This window comes from Amycolatopsis sp. NPDC028719 (assembly GCF_055565395.1).
The window spans coordinates 248,411-266,732 of sequence record NZ_JBVHUL010000011.1 but is presented as its reverse complement, the minus strand read 5'-3'; the positions used below and the strand labels follow the sequence as shown (position 1 = coordinate 266,732).

At 70.8% G+C, this 18,322-nt stretch carries 20 protein-coding genes and 1 pseudogene; 7 read left to right on the top strand and 14 right to left on the bottom strand.

Annotated elements, in window-relative coordinates; translation table 11 throughout:
- The first annotated feature begins 9 nt into the window (after window positions 1–9).
- Window positions 10–966 (top strand): ATP-binding cassette domain-containing protein, encoded by a 957-nt coding sequence (locus ACZ4TR_RS39815; protein WP_465293326.1) that lies wholly within the window; start codon window positions 10–12, stop codon window positions 964–966.
- Complete coding sequence (locus ACZ4TR_RS39810) at window positions 966–1,769, top strand: ABC transporter permease (protein WP_465293325.1); 804 nt, start codon at window positions 966–968, stop codon at window positions 1,767–1,769. Before ACZ4TR_RS39815 ends, ACZ4TR_RS39810 begins: the two co-directional genes overlap by 1 nt.
- Before the next feature lies 1 nt (window position 1,770).
- On the opposite strand, the gene map is transcribed toward ACZ4TR_RS39810, so the two are convergent.
- From map to ACZ4TR_RS39795, 3 genes are all read right to left on the bottom strand, one after another.
- Window positions 1,771–2,628 carry a type I methionyl aminopeptidase gene (gene map / locus ACZ4TR_RS39805; RefSeq protein ID WP_465293324.1) on the bottom strand — a complete coding sequence of 286 codons (858 nt, stop codon included), beginning with the start codon at window positions 2,626–2,628 and terminating at the stop codon, window positions 1,771–1,773.
- A 23-nt stretch (window positions 2,629–2,651) separates the two neighbouring features.
- A complete protein-coding gene (locus tag ACZ4TR_RS39800; protein WP_465293323.1) occupies window positions 2,652–4,445 on the bottom strand; it encodes a penicillin-binding transpeptidase domain-containing protein in 1,794 nt (597 codons plus the stop codon).
- Window positions 4,446–4,517: 72 nt separating this feature from the next.
- Entirely contained in the window at window positions 4,518–5,372 is an 855-nt protein-coding gene (locus tag ACZ4TR_RS39795) for a GNAT family N-acetyltransferase (RefSeq protein ID WP_465293322.1), read from the bottom strand.
- A gap of 100 nt (window positions 5,373–5,472) precedes the next feature.
- Here ACZ4TR_RS39795 and ACZ4TR_RS39790 point away from each other — a divergent pair, with 100 nt between their 5' ends.
- Window positions 5,473–5,679: a DUF4177 domain-containing protein gene (locus ACZ4TR_RS39790; protein ID WP_364519742.1), complete on the top strand. Its 207-nt coding sequence runs from the start codon at window positions 5,473–5,475 to the stop codon at window positions 5,677–5,679.
- Between the two features lie 226 nt (window positions 5,680–5,905).
- On the opposite strand, the gene ACZ4TR_RS39785 is transcribed toward ACZ4TR_RS39790, so the two are convergent.
- Together ACZ4TR_RS39785 and ACZ4TR_RS39780 are read right to left on the bottom strand one after the other, a co-directional pair.
- The gene (locus ACZ4TR_RS39785; RefSeq protein WP_465293321.1) at window positions 5,906–6,298 is read right to left on the bottom strand and encodes a VOC family protein; all 393 of its coding nucleotides are present in this window, start codon (window positions 6,296–6,298) and stop codon (window positions 5,906–5,908) included.
- Window positions 6,295–7,101 (bottom strand): helix-turn-helix domain-containing protein, encoded by an 807-nt coding sequence (locus tag ACZ4TR_RS39780; RefSeq protein ID WP_465293320.1) that lies wholly within the window; start codon window positions 7,099–7,101, stop codon window positions 6,295–6,297. The genes ACZ4TR_RS39785 and ACZ4TR_RS39780 overlap by 4 nt, the downstream gene beginning before the upstream one ends.
- Before the next feature lie 83 nt (window positions 7,102–7,184).
- Here ACZ4TR_RS39780 and ACZ4TR_RS39775 point away from each other — a divergent pair, with 83 nt between their 5' ends.
- Window positions 7,185–7,439, top strand: a complete 255-nt coding sequence (locus ACZ4TR_RS39775) for a hypothetical protein (RefSeq protein ID WP_364519739.1) — start codon at window positions 7,185–7,187, stop codon at window positions 7,437–7,439.
- On the opposite strand, the gene ACZ4TR_RS39770 is transcribed toward ACZ4TR_RS39775, so the two are convergent.
- The 4 genes from ACZ4TR_RS39770 to dxr form a co-directional block, all read right to left on the bottom strand.
- A complete protein-coding gene (locus ACZ4TR_RS39770; RefSeq protein ID WP_465293319.1) occupies window positions 7,428–8,060 on the bottom strand; it encodes a class I SAM-dependent methyltransferase in 633 nt (210 codons plus the stop codon). The two genes, ACZ4TR_RS39775 and ACZ4TR_RS39770, sit on opposite strands and share 12 nt — an antisense overlap.
- 1 nt (window position 8,061) lies before the next feature.
- Entirely contained in the window at window positions 8,062–9,213 is a 1,152-nt protein-coding gene (gene ispG, locus ACZ4TR_RS39765; protein ID WP_364519737.1) for a flavodoxin-dependent (E)-4-hydroxy-3-methylbut-2-enyl-diphosphate synthase, read from the bottom strand.
- Window positions 9,214–9,331: 118 nt separating this feature from the next.
- Window positions 9,332–10,546: a M50 family metallopeptidase gene (locus tag ACZ4TR_RS39760; RefSeq protein ID WP_364519736.1), complete on the bottom strand. Its 1,215-nt coding sequence runs from the start codon at window positions 10,544–10,546 to the stop codon at window positions 9,332–9,334.
- Between the two features lie 3 nt (window positions 10,547–10,549).
- Window positions 10,550–11,752, bottom strand: coding sequence for a 1-deoxy-D-xylulose-5-phosphate reductoisomerase (dxr, locus tag ACZ4TR_RS39755; protein ID WP_465293318.1), 1,203 nt, complete (start codon window positions 11,750–11,752; stop codon window positions 10,550–10,552).
- A gap of 184 nt (window positions 11,753–11,936) precedes the next feature.
- Between dxr and ACZ4TR_RS39750 the strand changes: the two genes are divergently transcribed.
- The 3 genes and pseudogenes from ACZ4TR_RS39750 (at window position 11,937) to ACZ4TR_RS39740 (ending at window position 12,984) form a co-directional block, all read left to right on the top strand.
- On the top strand, window positions 11,937–12,191 hold the full coding sequence (locus ACZ4TR_RS39750) for a DUF2631 domain-containing protein (protein WP_155545384.1): 255 nt from the start codon (window positions 11,937–11,939) through the stop codon (window positions 12,189–12,191).
- Window positions 12,192–12,216: 25 nt separating this feature from the next.
- A pseudogene (locus ACZ4TR_RS39745) lies at window positions 12,217–12,687 on the top strand (peptidylprolyl isomerase); the annotation flags it as partial.
- Between the two features lie 51 nt (window positions 12,688–12,738).
- Window positions 12,739–12,984 (top strand): hypothetical protein, encoded by a 246-nt coding sequence (locus ACZ4TR_RS39740; protein ID WP_465293317.1) that lies wholly within the window; start codon window positions 12,739–12,741, stop codon window positions 12,982–12,984.
- Here ACZ4TR_RS39740 and ACZ4TR_RS39735 read toward each other — a convergent pair.
- The 5 genes from ACZ4TR_RS39735 to ACZ4TR_RS39715 all read right to left on the bottom strand — a co-directional run bounded on the left by ACZ4TR_RS39735 (window position 12,965) and on the right by ACZ4TR_RS39715 (window position 18,321).
- On the bottom strand, window positions 12,965–13,222 hold the full coding sequence (locus ACZ4TR_RS39735) for a winged helix-turn-helix domain-containing protein (RefSeq protein WP_465293316.1): 258 nt from the start codon (window positions 13,220–13,222) through the stop codon (window positions 12,965–12,967). The genes ACZ4TR_RS39740 and ACZ4TR_RS39735 overlap by 20 nt on opposite strands.
- Window positions 13,223–13,520: 298 nt before the next feature.
- Window positions 13,521–13,769, bottom strand: a complete 249-nt coding sequence (locus tag ACZ4TR_RS39730) for a hypothetical protein (RefSeq protein WP_465293315.1) — start codon at window positions 13,767–13,769, stop codon at window positions 13,521–13,523.
- Complete coding sequence (locus ACZ4TR_RS39725; protein ID WP_465293314.1) at window positions 13,769–14,236, bottom strand: hypothetical protein; 468 nt, start codon at window positions 14,234–14,236, stop codon at window positions 13,769–13,771. Before ACZ4TR_RS39725 ends, ACZ4TR_RS39730 begins: the two co-directional genes overlap by 1 nt.
- A 9-nt stretch (window positions 14,237–14,245) precedes the next feature.
- Window positions 14,246–17,044, bottom strand: coding sequence for a hypothetical protein (locus ACZ4TR_RS39720; protein WP_465293313.1), 2,799 nt, complete (start codon window positions 17,042–17,044; stop codon window positions 14,246–14,248).
- A complete protein-coding gene (locus ACZ4TR_RS39715; protein ID WP_465293312.1) occupies window positions 17,044–18,321 on the bottom strand; it encodes a phage tail family protein in 1,278 nt (425 codons plus the stop codon). Before ACZ4TR_RS39715 ends, ACZ4TR_RS39720 begins: the two co-directional genes overlap by 1 nt.
- Window position 18,322: the final 1 nt, after the last annotated feature.

The window sequence follows — 18,322 nt, the reverse complement described above, 5'->3', positions numbered from 1 at the left end:
GGAAGATCCATGTCAGACGCCATCGTGGCCGAGGGACTGGTCAAGAGGTACGGAAAGGTCACCGCGCTCGACGAAATGTCGCTGCGGGTACCCGAAGGCACGGTGCTCGGCGTGCTCGGGCCGAACGGCGCTGGGAAGACCACCACCGTCCAGATCCTCACGACCCTGCAGCGGCCGGACGCGGGCCACGCGACCGTCGCCGGGTTCGACGTCGTGCAGGACGCGCACGCGCTGCGTTCGCACATCGGCGCGTCGGGGCAGTACGCCGCCGTCGATCTCGAGCTGACCGGAGCCGAAAACCTCGAGATGGTCGGCCGGCTCTACCACCTGGGCACCAAGCGGGCCAAGGCGCGCGGCCGGGAACTGCTGGCCCGGTTCAGCCTCGCCGACGCCGCCGACCGCCCGGTCAAGGGCTACTCCGGCGGCATGCGGCGCCGGCTCGACCTGGCCGGCGCGCTGGTCGCGAACCCGCCGGTGCTGTTCCTCGACGAGCCCACGACCGGGCTCGACCCGCGAGCCCGCACCGAACTCTGGGACGTCATCACCGAGCTGGTCGCCGGGGGCACCACGCTGCTGCTGACCACCCAGTACCTCGAAGAAGCCGACCGGCTCGCCGACAGCATCGCCGTCATCGACCACGGGCGCGTGATCGCCCGCGGCACCGCCGACGAGCTCAAGGACCTCGTCGGCGGCGAACGCATCGAGCTGACCGTCGGCACGCACGACGACGTCGTCGTCGCGCAGCGGGCGCTGGCCCGGCTGGCCAGCGGCGAGCCGCAGGCCGAGGGCTTCCGGCTCACCGTACCCGTGACCCACGGCGCGAAAGCGCTTACCGAAGCGCTGGCCCTGCTCGCCGCCGACGGCGTCGAAGTCCGCGACGTCGGCGTCCGCCGCCCCACCCTCGACGACGTTTTCCTGTCCCTGACCGGTCACGAGGTGGCCGAAACCGCGAAGGAGGCCGTGTGATGAACGCGGTGCAGATGGCCGTGACCGACGGCGTGACGGTCGCCAAGCGCAACTCGATCAAGATCTTCCGCTCGCTGGACCTGCTCGGGTCGCTGGTGTTCACGCCGGTGATGTTCGTGCTGCTCTTCGGGTACGTGTTCGGCAGCGTGATCGACATCCCGGGCCTGTCCTACCGCGAGTTCATGCTGCCGGGGATCTTCACCCTCGCGGTGGCGATGGGCGGCATCGTCACCGGCTACGGGCTGACCGACGACCTGCAGAAGGGCATCATCGACCGGTTCCGCTCGCTGCCCATGTCCCCGGCCGCGGTGCTGATCGGGCGGACCACCGCCGACCTCATCCTCAGCACGGCGAGCCTGCTCATCATGGGCCTGGTCGGCCTGCTGGTCGGCTGGCGCATCCACACCGGTGTGCTCGAGGCGCTGGGCGGGATCGTCCTGCTGCTGGCGTTTTCCTACGCGCTGTCGTGGGTGATGGGCGCGCTCGGCCTGGCCGTGCGCAAGCCCGAGGTGTTCAACAACGTTTCGATGGTGGTCGTCTTCCCGCTGACGTTCCTGGCCAACACGTTCGTCGACAGCGGCCGGCTGCCCGGCCCGCTGCGCGCGATCGCGGACTGGAACCCGGTTTCGGCGGTCACGCAGGCGGCGCGGGAGCTGTTCGGCAACACGAGCGCGGCCCTCCCGGCGCGCGACGTCTGGCCGATGCAGCACGCCCTGCTGGCGTCGGTGCTGTGGATCGTGGTGCTGCTGGCGATCTTCGTGCCGCTTTCGGTGCGCTGCTACAAGAAGGCCACCAGTCACTGAATCAAGGCAGCGTCAGGATCTCGCTGCCGTCGGCCGTCACCACGAGGGTGTGCTCGAACTGGGCCGTCCACTTCTTGTCCTTCGTGGTGACGGTCCAGTCGTCGGGCCAGATGTCGTAGTCGATGGTGCCCAGGGTGATCATCGGCTCGATCGTGAAGGTCATGCCCTCCTCGATGATCGTGTCGACGGAGGGCTCTTCGTAGTGCAGGACTGTCGGGGGCGTGTGGAACGCCGGGCCGACGCCGTGGCCGGTGAAGTCGCGGACCACGCCGTAGCCGAAACGCTTGGCGTAGGCCTCGATGACCCGGCCGATCACGTTGAGCTGCCGGCCCGGCCGGACCGCCTTGATCGCCCGCAGCGTCGCCTCGCGGGTGCGCTCCACCAGCAGGCGCGCCTCCTCGGAGACGTCGCCGGCCAGGAACGTCGCGTTCGTGTCGCCGTGGACGCCGCCGATGTAGGCGGTGACGTCGATGTTGCAGATGTCGCCGTCCTCGATCACCGTCGAGTCCGGGATGCCGTGGCAGATGACCTCGTTGAGCGAGGTGCAGCACGACTTCGGGAACCGGCGGTAGCCCAGCGTCGAGGGGTAGGCGTGGTGGTCGAGCAGGAACTCGTGCACCACCTTGTCGATGTCGTCGGTGGTGGCGCCCGGCTTGACGGCCTTGCCGCCCTCTTCCAGGGCCTGCGCCGCGATCCGGCTCGCGACCCGCATCGCTTCGATCACCTCGGGCGTGCGCACCCCGTTGCCGGTGTCCCGCTTCGGCGCCGGCTTGTCCACGTACTCGGGACGGGCGATGGAACTGGGGACGTCACGGCGCGGCGTCTGGACGCCGGGAACCAGCGGGGCACGAACGGACATGCCTCCACCTTACGACGGCCCGCTCAGCCGATTGCCGCCAGGAACCGGTGCGCGGCCTGCACCGCCGGTTTGGACGACCCGGCCTCGGTCAGCAGCACGGCGAACGCCAGGTCACCGCGGTAGCCGACGAACCAGCCGTGCGAGCGGGAGCCGTCGCCGAACTGGGCGGTACCGGTCTTGCCCGCGACGTCGGGGAGGTCCCGCAGCCCGGTCGCGGTGCCCGCCGTGACGACCTCGCGCATCATCCCGCGCAGCGCGCCGAGGACCTCGTCCGAGGGCGGGTCGCCGACGTTCTGCGTGGTCGCGGGCCGGCCCTTGACGATCGACGGCGCCGGCACCTTCCCCGCCTGCACCGTGGCCGCGGCCAGCGCCAGGCCGAACGGGCTGGTGACCACCGTGCCCTGGCCGAAGCCGTTCTCGGCGCGCTGGACCGCCGAGTCGCTGGCCGGGACGGCCCCGGTCACCGTGGTCAGGCCGGGGACGACGAAGTCCGCGCCGATCCCGAACGAGCGGGCGGCGTCGGTGAGCGCCGACGCCGGCAGCCCCGCGGCGAGCCGGGCGAAGGTCGTGTTGCACGAACGCGCGAACGCCGTCGTCAACGGGACGCGGCCGAGGTCGAACCGGCCTTCGTTCGGGATGACGCGGTTCTCGATCGTCGTGGTGCCGGGGCAGTCGACCGGGCTGCCGGCCTCGACGTCGCCCGCCGACAGCGCGGCCGCCGCCGTCACGATCTTGAACGTCGAACCCGGCGGGAACCGGCCGGCCAGGGCGAGCGAGCCCTCGTCGTCGGCGGCCCGGTTCTGCGCCACGGCGAGGATGTCCCCGCTCGACGGCTGGATCGCCACCAGCGCGGCCGGGTACGGCTCGGTGTCCAGGGCCTTCTCGGCGGCGGCCTGGATCCTCGTGCTGAGCGTGCTGGTGACCGCGGGCGACGGGCGCGGCGGCTCGGCCTTCAGTTCGGAGACCTCGCCGCCGGTGACGCCCCGGGTGACGATCCGCCAGCCCGCCGCGCCCGCCAGCTGCTGCTCGACGAGCGCCCTGATGCCGGGCAGGACCTGCTGCCCGGAGCCGCGCGTGACCGGCAGCAGCCGCTCCTGGCTGACGAACCGGACGCCGGGCAGGTCGTAGATCACCGGCTTGACCCGCTGGTAGTCGCCCGCGCGCAGGCTGATCACCGGGTAGGCGTCGCCGGGCTTGGTCTTGCTCATCCCGTCCAGCACCGACCGGCCGGTGACGGACGGCTCGAAGCGGTGCAGCGCCTTCGCGAGCGAGCCGGCGACGGCGTTCACGTTGCCCGCCTTCTGCGGGTCGACGGCCACCCCGATCACGGTCTGCGGGCGCATCAGCGGCACGCCGTCGCGGTCGAGGACCGGCGCGACGTCGGGCAGCTGCGGCAACAGGCCGAGGGTCTGGCCGACGGCCAGCTGCGGGTGCACGACCGTCGGCTGCCAGTGCACCTGCCAGCCGTTCTCGGCCGCGCGCAGCAGGGCGACGGCGCGGTAGGACCACGTGCGGCCGTGCGGCAGGTGCCAGGTGAGCCGGTAGCCGGAGGTCACGGTGTCGCCGCTGGGCTCCTTGACGTCTTCGTCGTCGACGTCCAGGGACTCGGGCTCGAGCACGCCGCGGACCTGGGACAGCACGCTCGCGGCCATGGCCGGCGAGTCGGTGTTCGCCGCCGCGGCGGCGACGTCCCCGGACGCGAGGGCGTCGAGGAAGGCGGAGAGGGCGTCCTCGGGACCGTCGCCCGAGCACCCGGCCGTGGTCGCGGCGACGAGCAGCAGCACCGCGAGCACCCCGCGGCGTCGACGTGCACTCATGGCGGGATGATGCCTGGTCAGCAGGGGTGTCGCGGCCTCGAAACGCCGCCACGGAAGAGTGGCTGGAGCCGCTTAGAAGAGCACGGTCGCGTACTGGCCGACCTGCTGGAAGCCGATCTTGCGGTAGGCGGCGAGGGCCGGGGTGTTGAAGGCGTTGACGTAGAGGCTGGCGGTGCGGCCGAGCCCGCGCACGAGCCGGTTGACCACGGCGGCGGTGCCGGCGGTGCCGAGGCCGTCGCCGCGGTGGTCGGGGTGCACCCAGACGCCCTGGATCTGCCCGACGGTCGCCGACATCGCGCCGATCTCGGCCTTGAACACGACTTCGCCGTTCTCGAAGCGGGCGAACGCGCGCCCGGCGCCGATCAGCTCGGTGACGCGGGCGCGGTAGCTGGCGCCGCCGTCGCCGCTGCGCGGGTCGACGCCGACCTCCTCGATGAACATCGCGACGGCCGCGGGCAGGTACCGCTCGAGCTCGTCGGGACGCACCGGGCGGACGAGCGGGTCGGCGGCCACGAGCGGGGTGCTGTCGAGAGCCATCAGCGGCTGGTCGTCGCGGACTTCGCGGGCCGGGCCCCACTCGTCTTCGAGTTCGTCCCACAGGCCGAGGACCTGCTCGGCCGGGCCCACGAGCGACGAGCAGGTCCGCTGTCTGCGCAGGGCGCGATCGGCGAACGAGCGCAAGGCGGGGGCGTTGCCGCGCAGCGGGATGAGGTTGGGCCCGGAAAAGCACAGCCCTTGGAGCCGACCGGCCCGGACCGGACGGCTGTCGGCGGCCCAGAGCTCACCACCAAGCCGCCACGGGTCGAGACCGGCAGCCTCGACCCGGGCGCTGACCATGCAGCTGCCCACCGGGTCGGCGGCGAGCGCGGCACGGACCGCCGGATAGTCCCGATCATCGAGCAGCCGTGCACCTGCAAGCCGCAACACGGGCTCCAGGGTGCCAGATTCCGCCGGTAAACGGAACGCGAGGCCGTCGACACGGTGAGATGAACGGCCCGGGTCGTGGTCCGCGGGGAGAATGGGGCGCATGCAGCGGTACACGTACAAGGTCGTCGAGGTCCGGGAGAAGCTGATCGGCGGCAAGATGTCCGGCGGGAAGCTCGAGAAGCTGCTCAACGACCACGCCGTCGACGGGTGGCAGCTGAAGGCGATCACCTCGGCGGAGGTGAAGGGCCGGGTGGGGCCCGGCGGGGTCGAAGGGCTGCTGGTGACCTTCGAGCGGCCGGTGCAGTAGGCGGGCGCCGGGGCCGGTCGCACTGGCCCGAACTTGCCGCAGTGAATGACTCATTCCTGGCGCCGGACGCCAGGAATGAGTCATTCACTGCATCCGGAGGGCACCGTCGCGGCAGCTGAGGTCGAGCCGGCCGTGGATCGGCACGGCCGGGGTCACGGATCACCGCGCCTTCTTCCAGCCGGCCGCCGGACGCGGTGAAAGGGGCGTTCACGACGTCCGGGGTGGCTCAGGGGGCGCCACGGTAGGTGCCGATCGTCCAGCTGTTGCCCTCCGGGTCGCGGAGGCTGAACGTGTGCGAGCCGTACTCCGTGTCGGTCAGCTCCGCCGTGATCTCCGCGCCCGCGTCCTTGACCCGCGCGTAGATCTCGTCCACCTGGTCCGAGACCACGTACACCGCGCCGGTGCCGGGCTTCATCGCGTCGTGGATCCCGTCCGGCGGGCGGACGCTGCCCAGCATCACCGCGCCGCCCTCGGGCCAGCGCAGCTCCGCGTGCGCGATCAGGTCGCCTTCCGGCACCACCAGTGCCTCGGTGAAGCCGAGGACGTCGACGAGGAAACGGACCGCCGCCGGGGCGTCTTCGTAGCGCAGGGCGGGCCAGACGTTCGGTTCAGGAGTCATGCCCGCGAGTCTTGCCCCGCCGCCACCTGGTCGTCTTGGAGGAACGGGAGCTCCTCGGCGATCCACGTCCCCGGCGTGCACCCGGCCAGCGCCCGCCACTCGTTGGTCAGGTGCGCCTGGTCGTAGTAGCCGCACTCGACGGCCAGCGCGGCCAGGTCCGCGTGCCCTTGCCGCAGCAGCCGCCCGGCCCGCTCGAACCGCAGCACCCGCGCCGCCTGCTTCGGCGCCAGCCCCAGCTCCGCCCGGAACCGCTCCCCCAGGTGACGGCGGCTCCAGCCGACCTCGCCGGCCAGGTCCGTGACGCGGACCCGGCCGTCGGCGCCCCGCATCCGGCGCCAGGCCTCTCCCAGCTCCGGCGGTGGCGCCACCGGCTCCACCGCGCGGGCGGCCAGCACCTCGTCGAGCAGGGCGAACCGCTTGTCCCAGGTCGGCAGCTCCCGCAGGCGGTCCGGCAGCGAACCCAGGCCGAACTCGGCCAGGTCGTGCACCTCGCCGCCGAGCTCCGCCGCCGTGACACCGAGCAGCGTCCGCACGCCCAGCGGGTCGAGCTCCAGCTGCAGCCCGGCCTGGTTGCGGTCCTGCCGGATCAGCACCGCGCTCGTGTGCAGCCCGCCGACGAGCGCCCGCAAGCTGCGCCCGGCCATCCGGACCGGTCCGGCCAGGCTGATGACCAGCGTCACGTGCCGGGACGGCAGCCCGCGGTGGACCGGCAGCGTCACCTCGTCCTGCGCGTACCCGACATAGCGCGTGACCAGGGGCCGCACCACCGGGTGCGGCTGCCGGACGGCCCAGGTCACGCTCACGGATGCCAGCGTAAACGTCACCACCGACAGTTCCGCTTTCTGCTAACACGGACAGTGCGTCCCCACCGCGGAAGGAACCACCCATGACGATCCAGGAGCAGGCGCAGCAGCTGGAGCTGCTCGCCGACCAGGTGCCCACCGGCATCGCGCTCGCCACCAAGAGCGAACTCGAAGACCTGCAGGCGCAGGTGCTCGGCCTGCTCGGGGAGACGTCGACCGCGACCGCGATCCAGGGCTCGATCCAGCTGGCGGCGCAGCAGATCGACGAGGTCGCCGCCGCGCTGGAGAACGTCCGCCTGCAGATCCGCGACGCCGCCCAGCACCACCTACAAGGCTGACTCGTAGGAGGAGGAGACCGCCGGCTGGCCCGTGTAGTTCGGGCCGGCCCGGTCGTCCGCGCCGAGGTAGCGGAACGGCAGCGTGCCGGAGAACGGCCCCGCGCGCCGGATCCGGCGAGTCCGTGAGTCGTAGGTGAACCCCGCGGCCCGCAACGCCGGCAGGACTCGCCGCGCGCCGCCGGGTACCCGGATGCCCGCGACGTCGAAGTTCGCCACGAACAAGCCGTCCTCGCTCAGCCACGACGCCGCCCGCAGCAGCGCGCCCAGCTTGTCGCCGACGTAGTGCAGCCCGTGCACGCAGGTCACGAGGTCGAACCGGCCCGAGGGCTCCCACGCCGTGATCGACGCGGTCTCGAACCGCACGGGCCCGGCCGCCGCGAAGTACCCGACCAGGTCGACGCCGGTGATGTCCAGGTCCGGCCGGGCCGCGGCCGCGTCGAGGAGTGCGCGCCCGCTGCCGCAGCAGAGATCCAGCCAGCGGGCACCGGGCGGCAGGCTCAGGATGTCGAAGCCGAGAACCCGCGAATAACCGTCGCGCCCGCCCAGCCGGCGCTCCCGGTTCATCGCCACATTCGCGACGACGGACGACGCCTCCAGAGCGCCGTCCGTCAGCAGCTCCACGTCAGCCGGCGGTGACGACCGGCTCGCCCTCGCCGAGGGATTCGCCCGCCTCTTCGGCGATGCGCATGGCCTCTTCGATCAGCGTCTCGACGATCGCGTGCTCGGGCACCGTCTTGATGACCTCGCCCTTCACGAAGATCTGGCCCTTGCCGTTGCCGGACGCCACACCGAGGTCGGCCTCGCGGGCCTCGCCCGGGCCGTTCACGACACAGCCCATAACGGCCACGCGCAGCGGGATCTCCATGCCCTCGAGCCCGGCCGTGACCTGCTCGGCGAGCGTGTAGACGTCCACCTGCGCGCGGCCGCACGACGGGCACGACACGATCTCCAGCTTGCGCTGCTTGAGGTTCAGCGACTGCAGGATCTGGATGCCGACCTTGACCTCTTCGACCGGCGGCGCGGACAGCGACACCCGGATCGTGTCGCCGATGCCCTGGCGCAGCAGCGCGCCGAACGCGACGGCCGACTTGATCGTGCCCTGGAACGCCGGGCCCGCCTCGGTGACGCCGAGGTGCAGCGGGTAGTCGCACTGCTCCGCGAGGAGCTCGTACGCGCGCACCATGACCACCGGGTCGTTGTGCTTCACCGAGATCTTGATGTCGTGGAAGTCGTGCTCGGCGAACAGGGACGCCTCCCACAGCGCCGACTCGGCCAGCGCTTCCGGCGTCGCCTTGCCGTACTTCTCGAGCAGGCGCTTGTCCAGCGAACCCGCGTTGACGCCGATCCGGATCGGCGTGCCGTGGTCCTTCGCGGCCTGCGCGATCTCCTTGACCTGGTCGTCGAACTTCCGGATGTTGCCCGGGTTCACGCGGACCGCGGCGCAGCCGGCCTCGATCGCGGCGAAGACGTACTTCGGCTGGAAGTGGATGTCCGCGATCACCGGGATCTGGGACTTCTTCGCGATCGCGGGCAGCGCCTCGGCGTCGTCGGCCGACGGGCAGGCGACGCGGACGATGTCGCAGCCCGCGGCGGTCAGCTCGGCGATCTGCTGCAGGGTCGCGTTGACGTCGGAGGTGAGCGTCGTCGTCATCGACTGGACGGAGATCGGGAACTCGCTGCCGACGCCGACCGAACCCACCTGGAGCTGGCGGGTCTTGCGGCGCTCGGAGAGGACGGGCGGGGGCAGGGCGGGCATACCGAGTGCGACGGTCACGGCCTCCAGCGTACCTACCCCGACCGGGCCACCCGCACCATGTCAACCGTCACGGTGAGCAGCGTTACGGCCTGTGTGAATCGCCACGGAGGGGCCGGAACCCCTCCGTGGCGAGGCACTACTGCAGACGAATCGGGTTGACGATGTCCGCCGTCACCGTGAGTAGCGTGACCGCGCCGCCGATGAGCACCAGCACCATCGTGATCCCGGACAGCCTCGTGTAGTCGACGGGCCCGCCGGCCACCTTGCCCCGCCGGGCGCGGATCCAGTCGCGGACGCGCTCGTACCAGACCACCGCGATGTGCCCGCCGTCGAGCGGCAGCAGCGGCAGCAGGTTGAACACGCCGATGAAGAAGTTGAGGCTGGCCAGCAGGAAGAAGAACAGCACCCAGATGCCCCGCTCGACGGCCTCGCCGCCGATCCGGCTCGCGCCGACGACGCTGACCGGGGTGTTCGGGTCGCGCTCGCCGCCGAAGATCGCGGTGACGACGGCGGGGATGCGCTCGGGGAACTCGACGAGCCGCTGGGCGGTCTCCGCGAACATCGTGCCGGTGAAGCTGAACGTCGCGCCGACCGCGGCGACCGGGCCGTACTGCGTGGTCGCGGCCGGGACCACGGGCGAGGCGCCGATCATGCCGACCTCCTTGACGCCGGCGGTCGTCCAGCGCTGCACCTTCGGCACGTCGACGATCAGCGACAGCCGCTGGTCGCCGCGCTGGACGTCGAACTGCGTCGGGCCGCTGGTGGCCTGCACGGTGGCGAGCATCGCTTCCCAGGTCGCCACCGGCTTGCCGCCGATCGCGAGGACCTTGTCACCGGCCCGCAGCCCGGCCGCCTGTGCGGGACGCGCGGCGCCCGGCGGGCAGTTGGGGTCCTGGGCCTCCTTCTCCGACGTGGCCGAACGGGCGCAGGAGGTCGCGGCGAGCACCGGCTCGGTCGTGGTGGGACCGGTCAGGTTCGGCAGTCCCATCGTGACGGCCATCAGGTAGAGCACGACGAAGCCGAGGATGAAGTGCGTGATCGACCCGGCGCTCATGACGACGGTGCGCTTCCAGGTCTTGAACCGCCACATCGCGCGGGGCGCCTCGTCCGGCGTCACCTCGTCGAGGGCCGTCATGCCGGCGATGTCGCAGAAGCCGCCGAGCGGGATCCACTTCAGGCCGTATTCGGTCTCCCCGCGGCGCCAGGAGAACACCGTGGGGCCGAAGCCCACGAAGTACCGCCGGACCTTCATGCCGAAGGCCTTCGCGGTGACCATGTGGCCGGCCTCGTGCAGTGCGACGGAGACGCAGATCCCCAGCGCGAAGAGCACCACACCGATGATGTAGGACACCCGCTACTTCCCCTCGATGATCGAACGGGCCCGCGCGCGAGCCCAGCGCTCGGCGGCGAGAACGTCGTCGACGTCGCGCGGTTCGCGACGCCACTCGTCGGCAGCTCCCACCACCTCGGAAACAGTGTCCACTATCGACGTGAAGCGGGTGTTCTGCGCGAGGAACGCGGCGACCAGCTCTTCGTTCGCCGCGTTGTAGACGGCGGGCAGGCAGCCACCCACGGTGCCGCAGTGGCGGGCCAGCTCGACGGCCGGGAAGGCGTCGTCGTCCAGCGGCTCGAACGTCCAGGTCGCGGCCTTGTCCCAGGTGCAGGCGGGAGCGGCCTCGGGGACCCGGTCGGGCCAGTGCAGGGCGAGCGCGATCGGCAGCCGCATGTCGGGCGGGCTGGCCTGGGCGATCGTCGAGCCGTCGGTGAAGGTCACCATCGAGTGCACGATCGACTGCGGGTGCACGGTGACGTCGATCCGCGCCGGCTCGACGTCGAACAGCAGCGCCGCCTCGATCAGCTCCAGGCCCTTGTTGACCAGGGTGGCCGAGTTGATGGTGATCAGCGGGCCCATCGACCAGGTCGGGTGCGCCATCGCCTGCTCGACGGTGACATCGGCCAGTTCGGCGCGCTTGCGACCGCGAAACGGGCCGCCGGAGGCGGTGAGCACGAGCCGGGCGACCTCGCTCCGGCGCCCGGCCCGCAGCGCCTGCGCGATGGCGGAGTGCTCGGAGTCGACCGGCACGAGCTGCCCGGGCTTCGCGGCGGCGAGCACCAGCGGCCCGCCGGCGATGAGCGACTCCTTGTTCGCGAGCGCGAGGGTGGCGCCGGTGGCGAGCGCTTTGAGCGTCGGCTCGAGGCCGCGGGAGCCGGGCAGGGCGTTGAGGACGGTGTCGACCTTCACCGCGTCGATCAGCTCGGTGACGGCGTCGGAGCCCGCGAAGAGCCGCGGGAGCTTGAACTCGCCCTGGTCGTAGCCACGCTTCTGCGCTTCGGCGTACAGCGTGAGCTGGACGTCTTCGGCGGCCGTCGCCTTGGTCACGGCGACGGCCTCGACGCCGTGGGCGAGCGCCTGCGCGGCGAGCGCGGCCGGATCGGCGCCGCCCGCCGCGATGCCGGCCACCCGGAAGAGGTGCGGGTTGCGCGCCGCGACGTCGAGAGCCTGCACGCCGATGGACCCGGTGGAGCCGAGCACGAGAACGCTTCGCGAGGTAGTCATCGCGGGTCATTGTCGCGCGGGGCGTCTCCCCGGCGCACCCGGAGGTTCCCTCGCGCGACCAGGCCCGCTCGCCACCGCGCGGGCCCTCCCGAGTGGCCGGCACCACGCGGGCCGTCTCCGCGGCGCGCCCGGAGGTGTGGGATCATCGGCGCGTCCGTGGTTCAAGGGTCTTGAGGAGTTCATCGTGGCAGGCAAGGCGGTCGAGAAGCGGCCCGAGGTCGACCCCCGCGACGAGCCGTCCGCGGCCTGGGGCTGGCACGGTTCGTTCCCGAAGGCCACCCGCATCGCCGGCTGGGTCAGCGCGATCATCCTGCTGGTGATGATCAAGGGCAACCACGAGAACAACACCGAGAACGTGTGGCTCGTCGGCCTGTCACTGTTCCTGATCCTGCTGCTCGTGCTGGACATCCGCAAGCAGCGCACGGCCTGGCGCAAGTAGTTCGTTTCCGGCTAACGTGCCGGGCATGAAGCTGCGCTGGGGTCTGGCTCTCGTCGGTGTACTGGGTGCGTTGCTGGCGGCGCCGGCGCAGGCTTCGGCTTCAGTGCCGGCCGTCCGGTGCACTTTCACGCCGACGCCGGACAACCCGGCCGCCCGGCCGGTGGTGCGTCCACTGCCGTTCGCGCTGACGCGCGGGACCGTGGACGTGACGTTCCGCTTCAACTACGGCCCGGTGACGGTGCGGCTGAACCGCGCCGGGGCGGCGCCTTGCGCGGTGCACAACATGGTTTCGCTGATTCTGCAGCGGTTCTACGACCGGTCCCAGTGCTGGCGGCTTTCGAACTCTTCACGTCTCGGTGTCTTGCAGTGCGGGGACATCTACGAGGTCGAGAAAGGCGGGCCGGGGTACAAGTTCCCGGATGAGGTGACCGGTGCGGAGACCTACCCGCGCGGGACCGTGGCGATGGGGAACCAGGGGCCGGGGACCAACGGGTCCCTGTTAGTCGCCTAGAGGTCCCGTGCTTCCTCCGACACCACGGAGGACTCCATGACCTTGACCAGCCGCCAGACCGCTTCCCTGTTCGGGGGCCTCTTGATCGTGCTGATGACCGGCGTCTACGGCCTGGTCACCACCGGCCAGACCCCCACGTGGTGCGACTACCCGGACGTGGCGTCCGTAGCCGCCCTGACGGCCGCCGTGGACGAGCGGGAGGCCACGATCGCGCGCTACTCCCCCGGACAGCCGGTGGACCGCCTGACCCTGCAGATGGACCTCATGGCGTACTGCGCGTGACGTAGGTGCCCTTGCCGGGGAGCGTGACCACCAGCTCGCGGTCGCGAAGTTCCACCAGCGCGCGGCGTGCCGTTCCGAGCGCCACGCCGTACTCCTCGGCAAGGTCACGTTCACCCGGGAGCCGGGCGCCCGGCTGCAGCTCTCCAGCCTCGATGCGCGCCGCGACGTGGTCGGCCACCTGCGCGTAGACGTAGCCCGGCTGACCTGCCTCCGGATCGAACTTCGGAACACCGCTCACAAGATCACCCTAAGTCGGCATGGAGTACGCCAACGGGGTAGAACGCGTCACACCGCTGTACGCCGCTATAGACCGCGTCATACGATGACCTGCATGAATACGGCTCAAAGGTTCCCCGAGGACCGGTCTGGCGACCTGGTGGGCACCCGGGTCATCCTCGTGCGGCACGGCCTCCGTCAGGCGGGCACGGTCATGCAGTACCAGCACTACGGCCCGGCCTACACCGTCCCCGTGCGACTCGATGACGGCCGTTGGACGGCGGCCACACCTCAAGAGGTCGAGCCGCACATCGTGGCCTCTAGCCCTTCGTGACCAACGACACGACCGCACTCGCGGCCGCCGACAGCAGCACCACCGCGCCGCCGAGCTTCCAGCGCCACTGCTCCAGCGCTCGCATTCGGGCTTCGTGGTCGTTGTCGCGCTTCTCGATGGCCTCGACCTTGTCCACCAGCTTGCCGAGCACGTCTTTGGCCGCCAGCACCTGGTCGTAGATCTCCCGGTTGGTGATCGTCACGCCGGAGTACCGGCGCTCGTCGTTGCCCGCCATCACGAAGCCTTGACCCGGTCGACGAACAGGAACCGCTCCGCCACGATCGAGCCGGTGCCCGCGCCCGCCGTGCGCTTCAAGCTCAGTCCGACCGTGAACTGGCCGGAGGACGGCGCCACAAACTCGCCGAGGACGAGCTTTTCGGGCTCCCAGTTTCCCTGCGACAGGATGGTCTGCGGGAAGACCCGGAACGACGTGCCGCCGGTGGTGACGGTGGCTCCGGCCGCATACCGCAACCGCAGCTCGAAGTAGTTGCCGGTCACCGTGCCGGTGATGATGCCGTTCCAGCCCACCCGGTAGGTGTCGCCGGACACGAGCCCCGCCACCGTGAGCGTATCGCCCATGGTCTCGGTAGCCGCGACGCCGCTGACACCGGTGGCGCTCGTGGTGATGCTGCCCACCAGCCCGGTGACCAGCTTGTTGAGCTGAGATGCCCGGACCTTCTGTCCGGCCGTGAAGGACACCACGGCAACCTCCTACAGTCCGAGTGCGCGGGGGTAAAGGACTTCCACGGCGTCGCCTGCGTTGCGCGGCGCGGAAGTCGGCTGGACGGTGAACGTCTGCGGCGAGGTGGAGCCGCTGCAGGCGGTGGCGGTGACCGGGAGCCCGCCTACCTTGAGCTCCAGCGGGTAGTCGTCGGCGGCCGTCGTCCACAACGGACCCGACGGTGTGGACACCTGCAGCGAAGTTGAGCCCGCCGGGATGGTCGCCAGGTCGAGCGCCAGCACGACGCCGCGCGAGATCGCCGCCGCCCCGCCGGTCACGGTGAACGCCCCGGCGCCCACGCCCCCGTTGATGATGTCGGTGGGCATCAGCAGGTAGTCCACGACGATGCCCGCGTCGTCGCCGATCGTCGTCGGGGTGTCGAACAGCTCGATGATCGGAAGTCCGAGGTCGGCCACGCCGGTCCAGTCGTCCTGCTTCCAGCCGAACCACAGGATCAGCGCCCGCTTTCCGATGCCGAGCAACGCCGGGACGGCGATGTTCTGCGCGCTGGCGTTCGACTGCTCTGCGGTGGCCTGGACGGTGAGCGCGACACCCCGGAAGGCCGCCATACGCGCCATGGATGTTCCGTTGGCCACGGCGCCGGTGAAGGCCACCGAAGGCGCGGACTCGCTGCCGGAGTGGACCTTCCCGTAGATCCGGGCGTTGGCGGAGCCGGCCAGGAGCGTGTACCCGCTCGGCGTGCTCGGCACACCGGTGCCGGAGTTGCGGATGGCGGCAAAGATCAGCAGCACGTCGCCCGCCTGCGTGCCTGCGGGCAGCGGCGGGAACAGGGTCGCGCCGTTCTGGTCTACCGTGGCCGCGCCGACGCTCACGAGCGACGGAGTGAGCGACGAGCCATCGGTGTCGAGCCGCAACAGGTCGTCGTCGGTGTCGCCGGTCTCCGACGCCACGGTGCCGATGATCCACGGGTCGTAGGGTGAGCACTTCGCGGTGAACGTCCACGAGTGCGTGGTCAGCCGGTGCGAGACGCCTTCCGCGAGTAGATCGACCGTGGCGTCCGGCAGGGCGAGGGTGTCCACATCGGACACCGTGACGCGGCTGGACGGGGTCACGGCCAGCACGTTGGCGGCGTGCGCGGCGGCCGCGCGCATGTTCATGGTCACCGACGGGTACCGGTAGCCCTCGACGGTTCCGAGGTGCACAGCCCAGCTCGCGTAGTCCGGCAGGAACGTCGTGTCCGCGACGTTGGGGTCCACCGACGAGTCGTACACGCCGATGGCTGCAGTGCCGAGCGGGCCGTCCGTGTCCTCGTAGGACGCCTTCGCACCGGTGGCGGCCGTAGCCACGACGCGGTTGAGGTTGCGCTGGTCGTCGTCGGTGGGTTCGAACGGCGCCACCAGGTCTTCGGCGGACACCGCAAGGTCAGTGGCGGCATTCTCGCGTTCGCTGCGCGCGACATAGCGCAGGCCGGGGCCCACGCCGTCGTAGAGCACGCCCTGGTCGACCGTCTCAACCTCGCGCACCAGCTGGACGAACGACAGCGGGCGCTGCGGGCCCATCCCGACATCCGTGGTCGGCGTACCAACAACCTCGAAGTCCACGCCTTCCTCTTCGCACAGCCGCGCGGCGCGGTGCTCCGGAAATTCGCCGACGTAGGCGATCCCGGCCCATGCGTGTTCCGAGACGTAGGCGATCGAGTCGATGAAGCCGACGTGCGCAACGGTCAACGGGTCCTCAGTGTTGCCCGGGTCCGGGACCGACAGGAAGCTAGCCATCGTCGGCAGCCCACGGGCGACGCTGGACGAGGTGACCCCGCCCAGGTAGTTGCCGTCCCGGTACAGGGTCCACGACGTGTTCACGGTCGTCTGGTCCACCACGAACGTGTAGGTGTGCCACACGTCGTCGTAGACGTTGGGCTGCGCGGCGGCAACGGAGAACCGGGTGGTGCTCGTGAACGACCCGGTCACCTCACTCACATCGATCGAACCATCGGTCCACAACGTGATCCGGACCTTGTGGGGTCCGTTGGTGTAGAAGTCGACCCAGCCGCCCGAACCGGAGGTGTACCGCATGGACCACTGGACTGCCCAGTAGTCGGCGGTGAACAGTGACGGCCGGACGGGGAGGTTTAGCTGCCCGCCAGCGGAGATTTCCACCGCACGCGCCGTGGCGGGGTTGTCAGTGTCGCCACCCCACGCCACCTTCCCGTAGTTCAGGCCGCCGGAGGTGAGCACGGCAAACTCTCCGGCCGCGCCACCGTCCACAGCGGACGCCGCCTGCGTGGCCGCCTTGTCCTCTTCCAGCGGCCAGTACTCGACCGGCACCACTACGTGGTCCGAGTTGGTGATCGTGTTGTACCGGTAGAGCGCCGAGCGGAGCGGGTCCTTGCCCTGGATGAGCCGCCGGAGCACGCCGGACGCGGACAGGGCCACGATGGGGATGCGGCCGTGGTCGGAGTCGGTCCAGCCGGGCGTGAAGCCGACTGCGTAGCCCTGGAACACCAGGCGGTACACGCCGTCGCCCGGGTTGATCCGGACCCGCACGGGCGTGTTGCGGCGCACGTACGGGTAGTGCAGCGAGGTGCCGCCGATCGAGTACGCGCCGGTGCCGTTGTCGAGCACCATCGAGCAGGTGGCCGGCTGGCTGGTGCTGGCCTCGTCATTGCGGCCGCCGGAGGTGGTGATGCCCGGGGCCATGCGCACGTCGGTGGTCACATCGGTCCAGGACCAGCCGGAGCCGTCGGTGTCGGTCAGGTCGGCCCCGAAGGCGATTTCGACCGCGATACGGGCGTCGGGCCCCAGCTCGCGGGGCAGGAAGGGAACGGCCATCACGCGGCCCCGATCTGAATCTGTCCGCCGCGCACCAGGTTCATGAACGCGGAGGCGAAGGCGCTGTTGGTGTCCCCTGCGAAGGTGACGACCGTCGCGCCGTCCGCGGACCGGTTCGCGGGAACCACGGTCTCCCCGGCCTGGAGGATCGCCAGCATCTCCGACCCGGGCGCGCCGGGCACCTTGCCGCCGGTGTGGAACTTCGGAATCCGCGGCGCGGAGAACGTGTTGCCGCCGATCACCGGCACCCATCCCGGGATGGTGATCGACAGCCGGCCGATCGTGTTGTTCCAGATGTCGGCCACGAAGTTGAAGGCCGAGCGGAACGCGTTCTTGATGCCGTCGCCGATCCGTCCAAAGAGGCCAGTCACCCAGTCGACCTTGCTGCCGAACCAGTCCCACACGGACGCCGCGGCGTTCTTGATCCAACCCCACGCGGCGCTCCACGCCTTCTGGAACCAGTCGGTCTTCGTGGCGATCAGCACGATGATCGCAATCAGGGCGGCGATCGCGGCGATGATCCACGTCAGCGGGGACGCCGCCTGCGCCGCGTTCCACGCCCATTGCGCGGCCGTCACCAAGCCGACGATGCCGACGAGCCCCTGGAGCAGCGGGGCGTACATGCCGAGCTGGTCCGCCCACTGCTGGAACGCGGGCGGGTTCGCTTCGTGCTGCGCGTCGTTGAGGTCCAGCTGCGCGGACTTGGCGTCGATGGTCGCCTGGGTGGCGTCGCGCGTCGCCTGCTGTCCGTCCAAGTTGGCCTGGTTGAGGTCGGACTGCGCCTGCTGCAGGTCGATGGCAGCCTGCTCCGCCTCCACGCTGTTCTTGCCGTGCTCACGAACCGCGGTGTCGTAGTCCAACTGCGCCGTGCGCGCGTCGAGCTGTGCCTGTCGCGCGTCGATGGTCGCCTGGGTGGCGTCGGCCGTCGCCTGCTTCCCGTCGAGCACCGCCTGGTTGTAGTCCTCCTGCGCCTGCGCCACGTCGTTGAGCGCGCGCCCGAGACGCTGGCTCTTCTCGCGTGCGGCGTCCTGGACATCCGCGAATGCCTGGACAGCACCGGCAGCGTCACCGATCGCGGTGGACGCACCGTCCACGATGTTGCCGAGCTTGGACAGCCGGTCGGTGAGACCCCCTCCGGACTCCGCGGCCTTCTGCAGTCCCTTGCTCGACTCGGTGGCCGCGTCGCCGACGCCCTTCGTTGCCTGCTCAGCCTTCTTGGCTTCCTTCGCGAGCTGGTTCGCGTCGCCCGCGAACGTGAGCGTGACCTGGTTGGGCATC

Coding starts and splice junctions, on each gene's coding strand:
- ACZ4TR_RS39815 (WP_465293326.1), top strand. CDS start 10: ATGTCAGACGCCATCGTGGCCGAGGGACTGGTCAAGAGGTACGGAAAG.
- ACZ4TR_RS39810 (WP_465293325.1), top strand. CDS start 966: ATGAACGCGGTGCAGATGGCCGTGACCGACGGCGTGACGGTCGCCAAG.
- map (WP_465293324.1), bottom strand. CDS start 2,628: ATGTCCGTTCGTGCCCCGCTGGTTCCCGGCGTCCAGACGCCGCGCCGT.
- ACZ4TR_RS39800 (WP_465293323.1), bottom strand. CDS start 4,445: ATGAGTGCACGTCGACGCCGCGGGGTGCTCGCGGTGCTGCTGCTCGTC.
- ACZ4TR_RS39790 (WP_364519742.1), top strand. CDS start 5,473: ATGCAGCGGTACACGTACAAGGTCGTCGAGGTCCGGGAGAAGCTGATC.
- ACZ4TR_RS39785 (WP_465293321.1), bottom strand. CDS start 6,298: ATGACTCCTGAACCGAACGTCTGGCCCGCCCTGCGCTACGAAGACGCC.
- ACZ4TR_RS39775 (WP_364519739.1), top strand. CDS start 7,185: ATGACGATCCAGGAGCAGGCGCAGCAGCTGGAGCTGCTCGCCGACCAG.
- dxr (WP_465293318.1), bottom strand. CDS start 11,752: ATGACTACCTCGCGAAGCGTTCTCGTGCTCGGCTCCACCGGGTCCATC.
- ACZ4TR_RS39740 (WP_465293317.1), top strand. CDS start 12,739: ATGACCTTGACCAGCCGCCAGACCGCTTCCCTGTTCGGGGGCCTCTTG.
- ACZ4TR_RS39730 (WP_465293315.1), bottom strand. CDS start 13,769: ATGGCGGGCAACGACGAGCGCCGGTACTCCGGCGTGACGATCACCAAC.
- ACZ4TR_RS39720 (WP_465293313.1), bottom strand. CDS start 17,044: ATGGCCGTTCCCTTCCTGCCCCGCGAGCTGGGGCCCGACGCCCGTATC.
- ACZ4TR_RS39715 (WP_465293312.1), bottom strand. CDS start 18,321: ATGCCCAACCAGGTCACGCTCACGTTCGCGGGCGACGCGAACCAGCTC.